The following is a 16,753-nucleotide window of genomic DNA, read 5'->3' as shown; positions in this document are numbered from 1 at the left end:
CTCAGTACACATCGCGTACGTAGCGTTTACTGCGACTCAGCTCCGTCACATAGGCGTCGGCCTGCTCAGCGCTCAAGTCACCGTACGCAGCGACCACCTGCTTGAGGGCGGCATCGACATCGCGGGCCATACGCTCGGCATCGCCACACACATAGAAGTGGCCACCCTCTTGCAGCCAGCGCCAGAGTTCGGCGCCGTGTTCGAGCATGCGTTGTTGCACATAGATCTTTTGCGGCTGGTCACGTGAAAACGCGGTATCCAGTCGGGTAAGATGCCCCTCGCGTTGCCAGGCCAGCAGTTCATCACGGTAGTAGAAATCACTGGCCGCTTTTTGCTCGCCGAACAGCAGCCAGTTACGCCCCTTGGCGCCCTCGGCCTGACGCTCCTGCAAGAACGCCCGAAACGGCGCGATGCCGGTACCGGGGCCGACCATGATCACTGGCGCATTACTGTCCTTGGGCAAGCGAAAGTGCGCGCTGGACTGGGTAAAAATGGCCACTTCAGCCTGCGCCGCACGGTCGGCCAGGTAGCTGGAGCAAACACCTTTGCGCTGGCCATAGCGCACGGTGGACAGGGTCAGGTGCACCTGATCCGGGTGGCATTTAGGACTGGAACTGATCGAATACAACCGTGGTTGCAAGGGCTTGAGCAGGCTCAGCCAGGTGTCGAGATCGAGCTCAGGCTTGACGGTGTGTACCAGGTCGATCAGTTGCTTGCCCCATAGCCAGTCCTTGAGCGCTGCTTTGTTCTGCGGTCTGAGCAAGTCGTGCAGCACGCTGTCAGCACGGTTTTGCGCAAAGTGCTCGAGCATTACCGGGGTAATCCGGGCGATCTCCAGATGATCGCTCAAGGCCTTGGCCAGCGGCATGTCGGCATGGCCCTTGAGGCTGACCGCTGCGCCGCCGTGCAGATTAGCCGCTGTCAGCAGTTCGTCGACCAGCGCCGGGCAGTTGCGCGGCCACACCCCCAGGGCATCACCCGCTTGATAACTGAAGCCACTGTCGGCCAGTTCAAACACGATCTGCCGAGTCTCTTTGCTGGCGCCCGGGCTGTTGAGCACGCGGTTTTCCAACAGCCGTGCCTGCAGCGGTTGCTGCTTGCTGAAAGCCGATGCGGCGGCGACCGGCTTGGGCGCTGGAGCCACCGAGGTGGTACTTCCCAGTTTGTCGAGCAGCGCTTGTAGCCACTGCGCCGTGGGCGCTTCGATGTCCCCCTCGCACTCGACCCGCTCGAGCAAGCGCTGCCCACCCAGCTCAGCCAGACGCTGATCAAGTTTGCGACCAAAGCCGCAGAACTGGTCGTAGCTGGAATCGCCCAGCGCCAGCACGGCATAGGGCACGCCTGCGCAGCGAGCAGCCTGCTGGCCCTGCAACGCCTGCCAGAACGCTGCACCGCTGTCGGGGGCGTCACCGTCACCAAAAGTGCTGGCAATCAGCAACAGGCTGGCGGCGTCCTGCAATTGTTCGAGGGTGACCGCCTCCATGCAACTCAATTGCACGGCAAAGCCCGCGTTGCGCAGGTGCTCGGCGCTCTGTTCTGCCAAGGCCTGAGCGTTGCCGGTTTGCGAGGCCCAGAGCAGCCAATGCCGCGACTGCCGGGGCGCTTCAAGTGTCGGCATTTGTGGTTCAGCGCAACGCGAGTACAAGCCTGCCAGCAGCCCATCGATCAGCAGCCGCCGTGCCGCGGTAAAGGGCGCGCTGAGCGGCAAGGTGGGCACACCCGCTACGCTCGTCTGTGCACTGCGCAAGCCAAGGGCAAAGCCGTGCATGTAGTGTTTTTCATCCTCAGCCAGCACCAGTTCAACGCTGCTTTCCAGGCCGAGCAAGCGGCTCAGGGGGTCGGTCGGCATCGGGGCGTACTCCTGATCAATCGGTGTGGCGGGGATTCGTGGACCTGCGACCCGGCTCAAGGCCACCGCGCAATACTTGAACGCAGGCTGCAGCGACAGCGGGTCGATGGCATCACTGGTGACCGCGTTGATCGCCAGGTTGTCGCCGTAGACATCGTTCCAGTGAAACGGCGCAAAACAGTTACCCGGCAACACCCGCGTGCTGATGCGTGCCGGCAACAGCGCCTGGCCTCGGCGCGACCGCACCTGGACCTGATCATGCTCGGCAATGCCCAGACGCTGGGCATCGTCGGGATGCAGTTCCACGTAAGGGCCGGGATCGAGCTTGTTCAAGGTCGCGACTTTGCCGGTCTTGGTCAGGGTGTGCCATTGGTGCTGGACGCGTCCGGTGTTGAGCACCAGCGCATACTCATCGTCAGGTAGTTCTGCACTGGGCAGCCAAGGCCGGGCGAAAAACCGCGCTTTGCCGGTGGGTGTGGCAAAGGCGATGGCCGGTGCCTGGCCATCCGCGTCGCGGTGCAGCGTTTGGCTGCTGCCATCGTTGAGATAGCGCACCGGGCTGCGCGTGTCGCGGCGACCAGGCGCGCTAGGCCATTGCTGCGGCGCCTGGCGCAAGCCGGCATAGCTGATACCGCGCATGTCGTAACCGGTGGCGGGGTTCCAAGCCTGGCGGATTTCCTCGAACACGGCCTCGGCGCTGCTGTAGCTGAACGCTTCGGCGTAGCCCATGGCGCAGGCGACCCGGGCAATGATCTGCCAGTCGGGCAATGCTTCACCCGGTGGTTCGATGGCTTTGCCCATCAGCGTGAGGTTGCGCTCGGAGTTGATCATCACCCCTTCACCCTCGGCCCAGAGCGCGGCAGGTAACAGCACATCGGCGTAGCGATTGGTCTCGGTGTCGAGAAAAGCATCCTGGGTGATCACCAGCTCTGCTCGCTGCAGGCCGTCGATCACCTGTTGGCGGTTGCTGACACTGGCCACCGGGTTGCTGCAAATGATCCAGCAGGCCTTGATCTGCCCGGCCGCCATCTGCTCGAACAGCGCCACTGTGCCGTCACTGCTTTCACGGCGCAGGCTGCCAGCGGGGATGTGCCAGAGCTGCTCGACGAAGGCGCGGTCACTGTCGACCAGGGCCGAGCGCTGGCCAGGCAGGCCGGGGCCCATGTAGCCCATCTCGCGCCCGCCCATGGCGTTGGGCTGGCCGGTCAGGGAAAACGGCCCGCTGCCTGGCCGACAGATCGCCCCGGTGGCCAGGTGCAGGTTGCACACGGCATTGGTGTGCCAGGTGCCATGGATGCTCTGGTTCAGGCCCATGGTCCAGCAGCTCATCCATTCCGGCGCCTGGCCAATCCACTCGGCCGCCTGGCGGATATCCGCTTCGGCAAGCCCGGTGATGGCCGCGACCCGCTCCGGGGTGTAGTCATCGAGAAACTCGTCCAACGCGGGCCAGCCTTCGGTGTAGCGCGCGATGAAATCCGCGTCGCAGTGGCCGTTGAGCCTTAGCAGGTACAACAGGCCATTGAGCAGCGCCAGGTCGGTGCCTGGCTTGATCTGCAGGAACAGGTCGGCCTTGTCGGCGCTGGCGGTGCGTCGGGGGTCAACCACGATCAACTTGGCACCGGCCTTGCGGCGGTCGAGCAGGCGCAAGAAGAGGATTGGATGACAGTCGGCCATGTTCGCACCGATGACGAAAAACACCTCGGCGCGCTCGAAGTCCTGGTAGCTGCCGGGCGGGCCGTCGGCCCCCAACGACAATTTGTAGCCACTGCTGGCGCTGGCCATGCACAGGCGCGAGTTGGACTCGATGTGACGGCTGCGAATAAAGCCCTTGGCCAGTTTGTTGATCAGGTATTGGGCTTCCAGCGACATCTGCCCGGACACATAGAACGCCAGGGCATCTGGGCCATGCGCCTCAAGAGTTGCGCGCAAACGCTGGGCAGTCTGCTCGATTGCTGCATCCATTGCGCTTTGCACCGGGTCACGCTGACGCAGTTCACGCAGGTAAGCATGCTCCATACGTCCGGACTCGCGCAGCGGTTGATGCGCGGTCAGCCCCTTGGTACACAAGCGACCCACGTTGCTCGGATGCTGCTTGTCACCGCTGACTTTGCTCACCCGGTTACCCTCAACCGTCATGACAATACCGCAGCCCACACCACAATACGGGCAAACACTGCGCACTTGAGTGCTGCTCATCTGCCTACCTCCTGCTTGCGCAAACAAAAAGGCGCCCTGCTGCCCCGGCTTGTATTAACAAGCTGGGCAACACGGCGCCTTTGTCGTGATCGGGGCAATCTGCGTTGATTGCCGAATGCGCAAGCCGTTGCAAGGGCCGCGCCAGAACAGCAGAAGCCCGCTGTTGCGGGCTTGCGCGCAGCAGCGCTGTGTCAGCTGCGCACCGTCTTGGGTGTGCCTGCACCAAGGCAGCTCATAGCGAATTTGCCGCACAGCCTGTAGGACTTTACAATTCACGCCACTTTGGCCGGCCCCGCACCTTCGCCTCCCGGCCCCGGAGTTTTTTCATGGAAGAAATAGAGCAGCACTGGCTTTTCGCCCTTTCCGCGCCCATGGCCGCCCTCAATGGCGCCAGCTACACCGCCGCCACCTATTACGCCGTCGAAGACGAAGACGAAGCGGACTTGCAGAAATGGTGGGGCATCACCAATCGCCGGCAATTGCTCGACATGCTGTCCATGGCCGACAACGGTCATGCCACCGAGCTTAACAACGCCTATTGGCAAGCCGGGCGCTGCCTGCCCAGCGAGTGGCAGGAGGCTGTGGCGCAACTGGAGCCGCGCCAGCAGATCCAGTACCAATTCGCCTACCGCACCCTGGCCGAATGCGGCCCGGGCGGCGTACGCGCGTGGGACCTGGGGCGCATGGGCTTCTTGCTGCGCAGCGGTCTGCGCAAAGGCTTTATCAGTCTCCATGAAAGCCTCTGGCTACAAGGTCGCCTGGCCCTGCGTGCACGGCATTACTACAGCAGCTGGAACGCCTATATCGCTGGCTACCTCTTCGGCAAGGCCCTGTGGAATTGCTCGGAAGCCAACGACGCCGAGCTGGCCCAGACCCTCATGCGTCAAGGTGACGAGCACTGGAACCGCTGCCTGCTCAACAACCTTTACAACGGTGCCGGTGAACTGCTCGCCAACCTGCCCTGGGACCTGCCGTTGAACCTGCCTGAACGCCCTGACACGCTGGAAGAGGATGCCTGGTCATGAGTTGCTGGATCCACCTGGGCATTGAGCCGACCACCGACCCCGACGTGATTCGTGGCGCCTACCGCGCGCGCCTGCCAGAGCACCATCCGGAAACCGACCCGGAAGGTTTCCAGGCCCTGCGCCAGGCCTATGAAACAGCGTTGCAGCAGGCCCGTGAGCAACAAGCAACCGACGACGCGTCGCCCCGCGAGGAACGACCGCACGAGCGCAGCAAAGCGGCCTTCAAACAGCTGCTCAACGACCCGGCCCAGCGCTTCAACCTGGCCGCCTGGCATGCCTTTATCGAACAGCTCGATCAGTTGTCGCTGGATGAGCTGGAGCAGGTTCGTTGGCCGCTACTGAACGACTTGATGCACACCAGTCCGTTGTCGCACAACTGCGTGCAGTTGCTGGCCGCACGCATGGGTTGGGCCAGCCAGTTGCTGTACCTGGAGCAACCGGAGCAGGTGGAAGCCTTCCTTGAGCGTATCGCCGAATCAGACCCCTTCGACACCTCGCTGATGAAAGACTGGTCGGCAGAAGCTCAAGTGGAAACCCTGTGGTACGCCCGCTCCCTTGAACACCTGTTCCATCATCGGCCACTGTCCGAGTACAAACACTTCGTATCGATGCACACTTGCGTGGCGTTGCCCGACGATGCCAGCTTTATCCAGCGTGTGCTGGTGCAGTTCAGCCAGGCCGGTATTGGCAGCCCGACCTTGTGCGCCCTGGTGGCCGAACAGCAACGCCAGGCCCCGGACGATGTCGACCTGTTGTACCTGCTGGCCTGCCAGAGCAGCGCCTGTGGTCAGGAAGCGCTGGCGCGCCAGTGCTGGACCCGCCTGTGGCGAGAACATCAGCATCCGCGGGCTGCACGCTGGCTGCTGGACCTCTGCCGCACGCACCAGCCACAACGTTTGCCACTGCTGATTCAAGCTTTCGACCGGCTGCAGCCGGTGCGTACCTGGCCAGAAGCGCTGGACGCCGAAGAACAGATCTGGGGCAGCCCATCGCAGTGCCCGGAAACCCTGACACGCTGGTTCGAAGCCGCTCGCCTGGAGTTGCCTGACATTGCGGGCACCTTCGTCCGCTGGCGCTTGTACGCTAACGATGAACAGCCGTTGTTGGCCTGGTTACTGGATGAACACCCCGACCCGCACCTGCAGCACCTGTACCGTCATGCCTGGGCATTGCATCGCGGCGACATCAAGCTACTGCGCCAGGTCAAAGACCAGGCGCTCGGCGATGACCCGCTCGACGCGCTGATCATCGAAGGCTTCCAGTATCAGGCCACACAGCAGCTGCACTGGCTCGGCGAATCGCCGATTGCCCTGACCCTGACCGACTTCATCAATCCACCCTTTGCGCAAGCACAGCTGCCCGAAGCGTTGCTCCAAGGCAATGCCCGGGCCGTGTGTCGCGAGTGGATGCGGCGTATGCGCAGTTACCCTGCTGCGGGCGTGCTGCAACTGACCGAGGAGATCAATCCGGGATCGCTGTTCCCGGCGCCGTACGGCCTTGCGTTGATCGCGCAACTGGCGGCAGCGGGTGTCGAACTGCCGCCCTTGCCTGCCGAGGGCGACGTGTGGACCTGGCACCAACAAAATCTGTTCATGCTGACCTTGATCGATCAGCCGGAACGTTGGCTGGACATGACATCACCGGCTTTGCTGGCCATGCCCTACCCGGCAGATCACCCCTTTATGCCCCTGCAGCAGGTGATGCTGCAACTGCAAGCGCAGCAGGGTAACCTCAACGGCTTGCTGGGCTGGCTGGACCAGAACGACCCACTGCAGCGGTTGATAGGCGAACGCTTGTCGAACGTGCAACAAGCGCTGGACAGCAGCATCTTGCCAAGCAACCAGCAGCTGTACGCCTGCCTTGAACGCGACCCTGTCGCCTTCGAAGACGACATGCTCGGGCTGTTGCTACTGTGCGCCGTGCTCTATCACGACCCAAGCCTGAACGCCGAGCAGCACCGCGACGTGCTGCAACGCATCGCCAACCTGACTTGCTCCGGGGACTGGTTCGAGCCGTTCCGCGATGGCCTGATCAAAGGCGAACCGGTACGCCCACCCAGCAACATCCTCGAAAAAGACTTTCTACTCAACAGTGACTTGATCTACTCCGCGCTCGACACCTTGAAGAACCTGGCCCGCTACGGCCATGCCGGTGTGCCGCAGGTCAAAGTGCTCATGGAACTGCAACGGGCCAAAGACTTCCCCGGCATGGACACCGGCATTCGTGCCGCCATGATGGCGTTGTTGTCGTGGTCTGAGCGGTTGCTGGCGGAGAAATCCGGCCGTCTGGCGGCACCCGCCTCACACGTGTGGAAACTGGGCAGCCGCCTCGGTCGCAAGGGCTATGCCGCGCAAGTGCTGGGCAGCATCCTCCTCGGCCCGATACTGACATTGATGGCGCCCAATGCGTCGATGCAGCTGCTCTGCGGCGTGCTGTTCATCGCTCTGCTCGTCAGTGCCAGCCTGCGCCGCCTGCACGACATCGGCCGGGGAATCCCAACGCTGATCGTGTTCGCAGCGCTGACGCCGTTCCTGCCCTTTCTGCCGCTGGTGCTGCTGATGTTGCGCGGTGAACCGCTGCCCAATCGCTACGGTTTACCGCCGCAAAACGCCTCGCAAGACAACCTGCAGGGCGGCCTGCAAGCTGCATTGCGACGCTTGAACGGCTAGAACCGCAGATGTTCCAGCGCCTCTGTGAGGCGCTGGCGCTGACGCTTGATCTGCTCCGGTTGCTGGCTGGCCAAGGCCGTGGAAAACTCGTCCAGCCAGCCGCCGATCTGCTCTCGATCCTCACCCAGACTCTGCATCCAGGCGCGCTCCAGGCGGGCCAGCAGGGTGCGGTTGGGCAATGCATCACGGGGATGGATTTTCAGCTCCGCCAGCCGTGCATGGCTGGCCTTGCGGGCCTTCTGATCAAGCCCTGTGGGGCTGCGATCAATGCTGTGGCTGAGCTTTTTGCCGGTGGCGAGCAGGGTTACATCCACTTCCAGCAAGCCGTTGATATCGTAGCTGAAGCGCACATCCAGGCTCTGGATCGCGCCATTGGGTAGCAGTGGAATGTCGAACGCGTCGACAAAGATATTGTCACGCACCCACGGTCGCTCGCCCTGGTACACCTCGATACGAATCATCGTTTGATCGGCATGGGTGCTGTAGAACCGCTTGACCCTGGACGTCGGGATCACCGTATTGCGCTCGATGATCGGTGCAAACACACCGACGGCTTCCTCGCCGCGCATGGCACTGATGCCCAGGGTATACGGGCAGACATCGGTGAGAATCAGCTCTTCGATCGCCTCGTCACGGGCCTTGCACGCCGCCTGGGTGGCGGCGCCGAGGGCGACGATGGTGTCCGGATCCAAGTGCCGGTACGGCAAACGGCCGAACAGCGTGGCAACCATTTGCTGTACCGCCGGCATCCGCGTGGCGCCGCCAACCAGCACCAGACTGTCGAGGTCTTTGGGGCTGACCCGGGCATCACGCATGGCCTGCTCGATCGGGGCGCGAATGCGCGCCAGCAGCCCGGCCCAGATTTTTTGCGCACGCGCTTCATCCAGTGACCATTGGCGATTTTCACCGGCGCCGTCCCAACTCAGCTGCTGCTCACCCTCGCCCAGCTTGCACTTGAGCTGTTCGATGGCATCGGCCAGGCTGGACAATGCTTGTGGCGTCAGCGCTGACGATTTGAGCTGCCAGTCCTGCAGACAGGCTTGCAGCAGCGCCGCAGTGAAGTCTTCACCGCCGAGAAAGTTATCGCCGGTCGACGCATGCACCTCGATCAGCGGCAGCGCGTACTCCAGCACGGTAACGTCAAAGGTGCCGCCGCCCAGATCGAAGATCAGCGTGCGCTCGAACTTCTTTTCATGCAGGCCGTAGGCCATGGCTGCCGCAGTCGGCTCGTTGATCAAGCGCTGCACGCTGAGCCCGGCAAGCTCGGCGGCAAAACTGGTGCGTTTACGCTGCTCGTCACTGAAATACGCCGGTACCGAAATCACCGCCTCACTCACCGGGCAACCGAGAAAGGCCTCAGCGTCTGCTTTCAAGGCGCCAAGCACCAACGCCGAGAGTTCTTCGGGGCTGAACGACTGCTGACCCAGTTCCAGTTTTTTATCACTGCCCATGAAACGCTTGAAGGCAGCGACGGTGCGATCAGGGTGCGTGGTCAGGCGCGCTCGCGCTGCCGCCCCGACCAGAATGCTGCCGTCTTCATCGAGGCTGACAACCGAAGGGGTGAGGACATCGCCAAGGGCGTTGGGGATCAATTGCGCCTGGCCATCGCGCCAGACAGCGACCAGGCTGTTGGTGGTTCCCAGGTCGATACCCAGCAAAGGCGCTGGGGTGTTGTTTGCATCCTGCATGATTGATCTCTTGCTCAGTAGGGGCTGGCACCGAGAAAGCAGCGACGTACCAGCGTGCTGGTGGATTCTGGACGAATGCCAGAAACAAAAAAAGCGACCCTAAGGTCGCTTTCTTTGTTGCTTCCGGGTGTTCAGTGGGCCCTGGAAGCTAAATATGGCGCAGCGGACGGGACTCGAACCCGCGACCCCCGGCGTGACAGGCCGGTATTCTAACCGACTGAACTACCGCTGCGCGATACACTGAGAAGTGGTGGGTGATGACGGGATCGAACCGCCGACCCTCTGCTTGTAAGGCAGATGCTCTCCCGGCTGAGCTAATCACCCTTTCGTCTCGGTGTGGCGCGCATTCTACGGAGCACCGAACACTCTGGCAAGCACTTTTTTAAAAAATTTTTTCAGGCGTTCCAACGACTTAGCAGGCTTGGCCTCAAGCACCCGCTCGGAGAATAATGCCCTCCTTATATGTAAGGAGAGATTCACCCCATGTGGTTCAAAAACCTGCTGACCTATCGCCTGACCCAGGAAGTCCCGTTCGACCCCGAAGCACTGGAAACCGCTCTGGCCAGCAAGCCTGCACGCCCTTGCGCCAGCCAGGAGTTGACCACCTACGGTTTCGTCGCGCCATTCGGTAAAGGTGAAGATGCCCCGCTGGTTCATGTCAGCGGTGACTTCCTGCTGATTGCCGCGCGTAAAGAAGAACGCATTCTGCCTGGCAGCGTGGTGCGTGATGCAGTCAAAGAGAAGGTCGACGAGATCGAAGCCGAACAAATGCGCAAGGTCTATAAGAAGGAGCGCGACCAGATCAAGGATGAGATCATCCAGGCCTTCCTGCCGCGTGCCTTTATTCGCCGCTCGATGATCTTCGCCGCTATCGCCCCCAAGCAGGGCCTGATCCTGGTCAACTCGGCCAGTGCCAAACGCGCCGAAGACCTGCTCTCGACCCTGCGTGAAGTGATGGGCTCGCTGCCGGTGCGCCCGGTCACCGTAAAAATCGCCCCAAGCGCGACCATGACCGACTGGGTAAAGACCCAGCAAGCGGCGCCAGACTTCTTTGTGCTGGACGAATGCGAACTGCGTGACACCCACGAAGACGGCGGCATCGTGCGCTGCAAACGCCAGGACCTGACCAGCGACGAGATCCAGTTGCACCTGGGTACCGGCAAGGTGGTGACTCAACTGTCCCTGGCCTGGCAAGACAAACTGTCGTTCGTGCTGGACGACAAGATGGTGATCAAGCGCTTGCGCTTTGAGGAACTGCTGCAGGATCAGGCAGAAGAAGACGGCGGCGACGAAGCCCTGGGCCAACTGGACGCCAGCTTCACCCTGATGATGCTGACCTTTGGCGAGTTCCTGCCAGCGCTGTTCGAAGCGCTGGGCGGCGAAGAGATTCCGCAAGGGGTTTAAACGGTGCCCGTGATGGCCAGGCTATCGGGCTATTAATGCAGCACCCGGTGGGAGCGGGCTTGCCCCGCGATGCGATTTGCCTGACAGATCGCTATCGCGGGGCAAGCCCGCCCCCACCCCACCGAGCCCTGTGCTTTTACTTGCCGCTTGCAGCTTGAAGCGTGCAACTTTACCCTACCCTCCCAGTGAGGACGGCCTCACGACGCTTTGCGTGACCATTTCGGGGACGGCCCCATCACCCTGATGGAGACCCTGCATGTCCTGGATCATCCTGTTTTTCGCTGGCCTGTTCGAAGTAGGCTGGGCGGTTGGCCTGAAATACACCGACGGCTTTACCCGTCCGTTGCCCACGCTGCTGACGGTCGGCGCCATGGTTATCAGCCTCGGCCTGCTGGGCCTGGCCATGAAAGAGCTACCGCTGGGCACGGCCTACGCGATCTGGACCGGTGTCGGCGCCGTTGGCACGGTGATCGCCGGCATTATCCTGTTCGGTGAATCCATGGCGCTGGTGCGCCTGGCCAGCGTGGCCTTGATTGTGACTGGCCTGGTAGGCCTCAAGGTCAGCGCCAGCTGACCTTGCCCTGCCCCTTCAGCGAGCGTCGCCACGCAACTGGCTGACCCGCTCGCGCAACATCGCCGGCGCCGCTGCCTCTACCGGGATGGCGGCCCCGGCAACCAAGGTGACCCGCGACCACAACCGACGGAAAAAGCCCTTGGCCGGATCGCGGCTGAAAAAGCTCCCCCACAACCCCTGCAACGCCAACGGAATCACCGGCACTGGGGTTTGCTCAAGAATCCGGCTCAGCCCGCCTTTGAATTCATCAATTTCGCCGTCACTGGTCAGCTTGCCCTCTGGGAAGATGCACACCAGTTCGCCGTCTGCCAGATACGCGGCGATCTGCTTGAAAGCACGCTCGTAAATCTCGGCGTCTTCATTGCGTCCGGCAATCGGGATGGTACCCGCCGTGCGGAAGATGAAATTGAGCACCGGCAGCTGGTAAATCTTGTAGTACATGACAAAGCGAATCGGCCGCCGCACCGCGCCGCCGATCAACAGCGCATCCACGAACGACACATGGTTGCACACCAACAGTGCCGCGCCCTCCTCGGGGATCTGCTGCAAGTCACGGTGTTCGACCCGGTACATGGAGTGGCTGAGCAGCCAGATCATGAAGCGCATGGTGAACTCGGGAACGATCCTGAAGATGTAGGTGTTAACGCCAATGTTCAACAGCGACACCACCAGGAACAGCTGGGGAATGCTCAACTCCACCACGCTCAACAGCACGATGGTGACAATCGCCGACACCACCATGAACAGCGCATTGAGAATGTTGTTGGCGGCGATGACCCGCGAGCGCTCCTGCTCGGGCGTACGCGACTGAATCAAGGCATACAGCGGCACAATATAGAAGCCGCCAAACACGCCCAGGCCGACAATCGACAGCAAGATCCACCAGGCCTTGGCCATGCCCAGCAAGGCCAACCAGTCGTAAGGGGTTGCCGCCGCCGGAACATCGCCGGAATGCCACCACCACAGCAAACCGAACAGGGTCAGGCCGAACGAGCCAAACGGCACCAGGCCGATTTCCACTTTATGGCCGCTGAGGCGCTCACAGAGCAGAGAGCCGAGGGCGATCCCCACTGAAAACAAGGTCAGTACCAGGGTGACGACGGTTTCGTCGCCGTGCAGCCAGTCTTTGGCGTAGGCCGGAATCTGGGTGAGGTAAATGGCCCCGACAAACCAGAACCAGGAGTTGCCGACGATCGAACGCGATACCGCTGGGGTCTGCCCCAGCCCGAGGCGCAAGGTGGCCCAGGACTGGGTAAAGATGTTCCAGTCCAGCTTCATCTGCGGCGACGCCGCGCTGGCCCGTGGAATCCACTGACTGGAGAGGTAGCCCAGCACCGCCACGGCAACCACGGCACAGGCCACCACAGGTGCATAGTGACTGCTGGACATCATCACCCCGGCACCAATGGTGCCGGCCAGAATAGCCAGGAACGTGCCCATCTCCACCAGCCCGTTACCACCGACCAATTCCTGCTCATGCAGGGCTTGCGGCAAGATCGAGTACTTGACCGGGCCGAACAGGGCCGAGTGGGTCCCCATGGCAAACAGTGCCAGCAACATCAACGCGAGATGATTGGTCAAAAAACCGATCGCACCAACGGCCATGATGCCGATTTCCGCCAGCTTGATCAGACGGATCAAAGCATCCTTGGGGTATTTTTCACCGAACTGCCCGGCCAGCGCCGAAAACAGGAAGAACGGCAGAATGAACAGCAGCGCGCAGAGGTTGATCCAGATCGAGCGATCACCGTCGATGGCCAGCTTGTAGAGAATGGCCAGGATCAACGACTGCTTGAACAGGTTGTCGTTGAACGCACCCAGCGACTGGGTAATAAAGAAGGGCAAAAACCGCTGCTTGCCAAGAAGGCTGAATTGCGAGGTTTGACTCATCATCCGTGTACCTGAGTGGGGCTTTAGCATTGGAGGCATCCAACGCGCACAAAGCCACAATCACTCAGGTAATTGCAATCTACTTGTTCAACCCGGCAATACACGGCGACACAAACAGCTCACCGCGCCAGGCACCGCGCACGGTCAGGGTAGTGACCATCATCCACAAGCCGGCCAGTGCCACCACCAGTACCACGCCCATGTGCTGGAAGAACGCCAGACCCAGCCAGGCGCCCAGCTTCAGGGTCGCCAGGGTATAAACACCCAGGGGGAAGGTGAACCCCCACCAGCCGAGGTTGAACGGCATGCCGTGGCGGATGTAGCGCAAGGTGATCAGCACAGCGGTGAGCAACCACCACAGGCCTGCGCCCCACAACACAATCCCGGCGACCAGGCCAAGGCCTTTGGCAATTTCACCCAGTTCACCGAAACCATTGGCGGCAAAGATCGCCGGAGCGTCTGCACCCAGCAGCAGCATACCCAAGGCACCGGTACCGATCGGCCCCAGCGCCAGCCAGCTCGAGGCGGCCATGTTGGCGTGCGGCAGTTTGTGCAAGGCCATGCGCAGCATGAGGATGGTCAGGATACTGAAGGCCACCGGCAGCGACACCGCCCACAGCACATAGCTGGTAATCAGCACCAGAAACTGGCTATGGGCATCGACCAGGTGCGGCGCCAACTGGCCACCGCTGGCGGCGGCGACCTCGGCGGCAACCACCGGCAGCAGCCAAACGGCAGTCATCTGGTCGATGCTGTGCTCCTGACGGGTGAACATCAGATAAGGAATCGCCACCCCGCACAGCAGGGCAAGACCGACATCGAACCACCACAGGGCTTCGATCCACGGCACGATCCCCTCACCCCAGCGATTGATGCCGAACAGCAAGAAACCATTGAGAATCGTCGCCAGGCCCATAGGGATGGTGCCGAAGAACATCGACACGGTGGAGTGGGCAAAAATCTGCCGGGCTTCGTGGAAGAACATCACCCAGCGCGCGGTATACAGCGCCGTGAACAGCACGAACAAGGCAATGGTCAGCCACCACAGCGATTCTGCCAGCCCATGCAGGCTGTCGATGCCGATCTGCATCAGGGCCAGGGCCAACACGCCGGTACCCATGGTTGCAGCGAACCAATTGGGGGTGAACTGGCGAATGACTTCCCGCGGGTGAGCCAGATGGCTCAGCGGCCGCAGGGGCGAAGTGGTTTGTTGTAAGCAGGGCATGGTCGGGGTCTCCTGTAGTCCAGTGACGTATGACCATCTTATGCTCACAAAGAATATCCATATAACGGGTATTTTCTCTATCTGTTATCTATTACATAGATATGGATCCAATATTGTCCCAGCTTCCTAACCAGGCGTATGCTTGGCGGCGAACGGCCCAACGCAATTACACAACAAGGACGTGACATGCTCGACGCCGTAAAGCGCTATGCACCCCAAGTGCGCCTGCTGCTGGCCACCACCTTCGTGCTGACCCTGGCGCGGGCGATCACCCTGCCCTACCTGGTGGTTTACCTGGCAGAAAATTTCGCCCTGGACATCAGTGGCATCGGCTTGATGATCGGCGGCGCGCTGATCGTCGCCTCGCTGCTGAGCCTGTATGGCGGCTACCTGATCGATACCCTGCGCAGCTACACGGTGATCATTGTTTCGACCCTGGTGTTTACCTTGGCCTTCATTGCCGCGATCGCCAGCCGCGAGCTGAGCCTGTTCTTCATCAGCCTGGTTCTGATCAACCTGACCCTGGCAGTGGTCGACATTGCCGCCAAGGCCGGTTTTTGCGCGCTGTTACCCTTGGAAGAACGCTCCGAGGTGTTCTCGATCAAGTACACCCTGAGCAACGTCGCCTATGCGGTTGGCCCCTTTATTGGCGTAGCGCTGGTGACACTGGACGGCCACCTGCCCTTCTTGCTCTCAGCCGCCTTGGGCCTGCTGATATGCCTGTGCTACCGGCATTGGGGTGAACGCTCGGCGCGGGCTCAGTTGGAAGGCAACCCGCAAGCCGGCTTTCTCAGCATTGGCGGGCAACTGCTCAAGGATCGCCGCTTGATCTGCTTCACCCTCGGCGGCGCCCTCAGCGCCGTGGTGTTCGGCCAGTTCACCGCGTACCTGTCGCAGTACCTGGTGGTAACCAGCAATCCCAGCGAGGCCGCGCGTTACATCAGCTACCTGGTGGCGACCAACGCGGTCACCGTCATCGCCCTGCAGTATGTCATCGGCCGCCGCATCAGCAGCCGCCAGCTGATGCCCTGGCTGCTGGCCGGCATGGCGCTGTTCCTGGTCGGTTTGCTGGGCTTCTCCGTGGCGCAGACACTGCTGGTCTGGTGCCTGGCGATGCTGGTCTTCACCCTCGGCGAAATCATCGTCATTCCCGCCGAATACATGTTCATCGACAGCATCGCCCCGGAACATCTGCGCGGGGTGTATTACGGGGCGCAGAACCTGTCTAACCTGGGGGCGGCGCTGGGGCCGGTGATCTGCGGCTTTGCCCTGGCCCATCTGGTGCCGGTGGCGACTTTCTATCTGTTGATTGCTGCGGTGGTGCTGGCGGCGTTGTTCTATTACCTGGGAGCTCGGCGCTGAGTGTCAGCGATTGGGGAGGTGCTGGAGCCTGCAGAAGCACAGCTACCTCCCTGGGTATTACCGCCGCTATGAGAAAAGGTCGTCCCATTGCCTTCAGTCGTTGCAGCAGCTTTGCCATCAATACTGCGGAACGTCGGCCTTGATTTTTATGCAAGGAACATCTGGAGACAGATAAGGCTTGATAAACTCAGCCACTTTTTCTTTTTGTTTACGCTTGCAAAAAATATTAATACCTCCTTTGGTTATATGATCCTCCCCCTCTTGGATCACACTGTATTTCAAATCAACAATCTCTCTATTGATCACAACGGCAAGCTGAGTAAGTTCTTTCCACTCAAATGCGTAGTGGTGGTAGTGAGTATGCAACTCTCGGTAATTCTTCGAACACGCCATCGACAAATACGTCAAACCTATCCCGCCGGGGCCTATCAGTGCCCCGAGCAGGAGCGAAGGGTCTATAGTTGCCAAAAAAAGAAAAATAATTGCCGTCACCCCAGCCAGCCACTTCAAAAATGTGAGCGCCCATTCCGGAAAGTCTTTCCACTTACAGTGCTCAAATCCAGACCTAGTAAAGCGAAAGGCAAAGTTCATACGCTGATGAGTCATAGATGAAATCACCGACAACATAATAACGCCAAAAACGATACAGGATAATGTTCGCCAAGGCTGATCCATCTCCTCATACACAGAGTACATAATGAATGCACATCCCAGTATGAAAATAGCCATGAACAAAAACATGCCATTAGCCACAAATATATTGTAATTCCGCGCCTTAATCGTCCACGACATCAACTCAGGCTCATGCGCAAATTTCCACTCCAGCTGCGGCGGTAGCTCAAGGGGCTTATTAAAAATAAACATGTTTAGA

General features: G+C 60.8%; 10 protein-coding genes and 2 tRNA genes. 5 read left to right on the top strand and 7 right to left on the bottom strand.

The features are described from left to right. Position 1 precedes the first annotated feature (1 nt). On the bottom strand, positions 2 to 4,045 hold the full coding sequence (locus ACVWSC_RS07500; RefSeq protein ID WP_442112843.1) for a bifunctional nitrate reductase/sulfite reductase flavoprotein subunit alpha: 4,044 nt from the start codon (positions 4,043 to 4,045) through the stop codon (positions 2 to 4). Between the two features lie 326 nt (positions 4,046 to 4,371). On the opposite strand from ACVWSC_RS07500, the gene ACVWSC_RS07495 reads away from it, so the two are divergent. After that, positions 4,372 to 5,070 (top strand): DUF1266 domain-containing protein, encoded by a 699-nt coding sequence (locus ACVWSC_RS07495; protein WP_442112841.1) that lies wholly within the window; start codon positions 4,372 to 4,374, stop codon positions 5,068 to 5,070. Then, positions 5,067 to 7,739, top strand: coding sequence for a DUF805 domain-containing protein (locus ACVWSC_RS07490; protein ID WP_442112839.1), 2,673 nt, complete (start codon positions 5,067 to 5,069; stop codon positions 7,737 to 7,739). Before ACVWSC_RS07495 ends, ACVWSC_RS07490 begins: the two co-directional genes overlap by 4 nt. On the opposite strand, the gene ACVWSC_RS07485 is transcribed toward ACVWSC_RS07490, so the two are convergent. The 3 genes from ACVWSC_RS07485 to ACVWSC_RS07475 all read right to left on the bottom strand — a co-directional run bounded on the left by ACVWSC_RS07485 (position 7,736) and on the right by ACVWSC_RS07475 (position 9,751). Further along, positions 7,736 to 9,427 (bottom strand): Hsp70 family protein, encoded by a 1,692-nt coding sequence (locus tag ACVWSC_RS07485; protein ID WP_442112837.1) that lies wholly within the window; start codon positions 9,425 to 9,427, stop codon positions 7,736 to 7,738. The genes ACVWSC_RS07490 and ACVWSC_RS07485 overlap by 4 nt on opposite strands. A gap of 155 nt (positions 9,428 to 9,582) precedes the next feature. After that, positions 9,583 to 9,659 (bottom strand) — tRNA-Asp (locus tag ACVWSC_RS07480). Positions 9,660 to 9,675: 16 nt separating this feature from the next. Beyond that, positions 9,676 to 9,751, bottom strand: a tRNA-Val gene (locus tag ACVWSC_RS07475). A 159-nt stretch (positions 9,752 to 9,910) separates the two neighbouring features. Between ACVWSC_RS07475 and rdgC the strand changes: the two genes are divergently transcribed. Together rdgC and sugE are read left to right on the top strand one after the other, a co-directional pair. After that, positions 9,911 to 10,831, top strand: a complete 921-nt coding sequence (gene rdgC / locus ACVWSC_RS07470; protein ID WP_442112835.1) for a recombination-associated protein RdgC — start codon at positions 9,911 to 9,913, stop codon at positions 10,829 to 10,831. A gap of 256 nt (positions 10,832 to 11,087) precedes the next feature. Then, the gene (gene sugE / locus ACVWSC_RS07465; protein WP_442112833.1) at positions 11,088 to 11,405 is read left to right on the top strand and encodes a quaternary ammonium compound efflux SMR transporter SugE; all 318 of its coding nucleotides are present in this window, start codon (positions 11,088 to 11,090) and stop codon (positions 11,403 to 11,405) included. 15 nt (positions 11,406 to 11,420) lie between these two features. Here sugE and ACVWSC_RS07460 read toward each other — a convergent pair whose 3' ends face one another. Beyond that, a complete protein-coding gene (locus ACVWSC_RS07460; protein WP_442114269.1) occupies positions 11,421 to 13,295 on the bottom strand; it encodes an MFS transporter in 1,875 nt (624 codons plus the stop codon). A gap of 79 nt (positions 13,296 to 13,374) precedes the next feature. Next, entirely contained in the window at positions 13,375 to 14,520 is a 1,146-nt protein-coding gene (locus ACVWSC_RS07455; RefSeq protein ID WP_442112831.1) for a TDT family transporter, read from the bottom strand. A 186-nt stretch (positions 14,521 to 14,706) separates the two neighbouring features. On the opposite strand from ACVWSC_RS07455, the gene ACVWSC_RS07450 reads away from it, so the two are divergent. Further along, a complete protein-coding gene (locus tag ACVWSC_RS07450) occupies positions 14,707 to 15,882 on the top strand; it encodes an MFS transporter (protein ID WP_442112829.1) in 1,176 nt (391 codons plus the stop codon). 117 nt (positions 15,883 to 15,999) lie between these two features. Here the strand turns inward: ACVWSC_RS07450 and ACVWSC_RS07445 are convergent, their stop codons facing one another. After that, on the bottom strand, positions 16,000 to 16,746 hold the full coding sequence (locus tag ACVWSC_RS07445; protein ID WP_442112827.1) for a hypothetical protein: 747 nt from the start codon (positions 16,744 to 16,746) through the stop codon (positions 16,000 to 16,002). Positions 16,747 to 16,753: the final 7 nt, after the last annotated feature.

It is taken from the genome of Pseudomonas sp. NUPR-002, from assembly GCF_056322725.1.
The sequence above is the reverse complement of the archived record's forward strand: the minus strand, read 5'-3'. Positions and strand labels throughout refer to the sequence as shown.

What these genes read in the sequence shown, in the direction of transcription:
- ACVWSC_RS07500 (WP_442112843.1), bottom strand. Translation starts at nt 4,045, where the DNA reads ATGAGCAGCACTCAAGTGCGCAGTGTTTGCCCGTATTGTGGTGTGGGC.
- ACVWSC_RS07495 (WP_442112841.1), top strand. Translation starts at nt 4,372, where the DNA reads ATGGAAGAAATAGAGCAGCACTGGCTTTTCGCCCTTTCCGCGCCCATG.
- ACVWSC_RS07490 (WP_442112839.1), top strand. Translation starts at nt 5,067, where the DNA reads ATGAGTTGCTGGATCCACCTGGGCATTGAGCCGACCACCGACCCCGAC.
- ACVWSC_RS07485 (WP_442112837.1), bottom strand. Translation starts at nt 9,427, where the DNA reads ATGCAGGATGCAAACAACACCCCAGCGCCTTTGCTGGGTATCGACCTG.
- rdgC (WP_442112835.1), top strand. Translation starts at nt 9,911, where the DNA reads ATGTGGTTCAAAAACCTGCTGACCTATCGCCTGACCCAGGAAGTCCCG.
- sugE (WP_442112833.1), top strand. Translation starts at nt 11,088, where the DNA reads ATGTCCTGGATCATCCTGTTTTTCGCTGGCCTGTTCGAAGTAGGCTGG.
- ACVWSC_RS07460 (WP_442114269.1), bottom strand. Translation starts at nt 13,295, where the DNA reads ATGAGTCAAACCTCGCAATTCAGCCTTCTTGGCAAGCAGCGGTTTTTG.
- ACVWSC_RS07455 (WP_442112831.1), bottom strand. Translation starts at nt 14,520, where the DNA reads ATGCCCTGCTTACAACAAACCACTTCGCCCCTGCGGCCGCTGAGCCAT.
- ACVWSC_RS07450 (WP_442112829.1), top strand. Translation starts at nt 14,707, where the DNA reads ATGCTCGACGCCGTAAAGCGCTATGCACCCCAAGTGCGCCTGCTGCTG.
- ACVWSC_RS07445 (WP_442112827.1), bottom strand. Translation starts at nt 16,746, where the DNA reads ATGTTTATTTTTAATAAGCCCCTTGAGCTACCGCCGCAGCTGGAGTGG.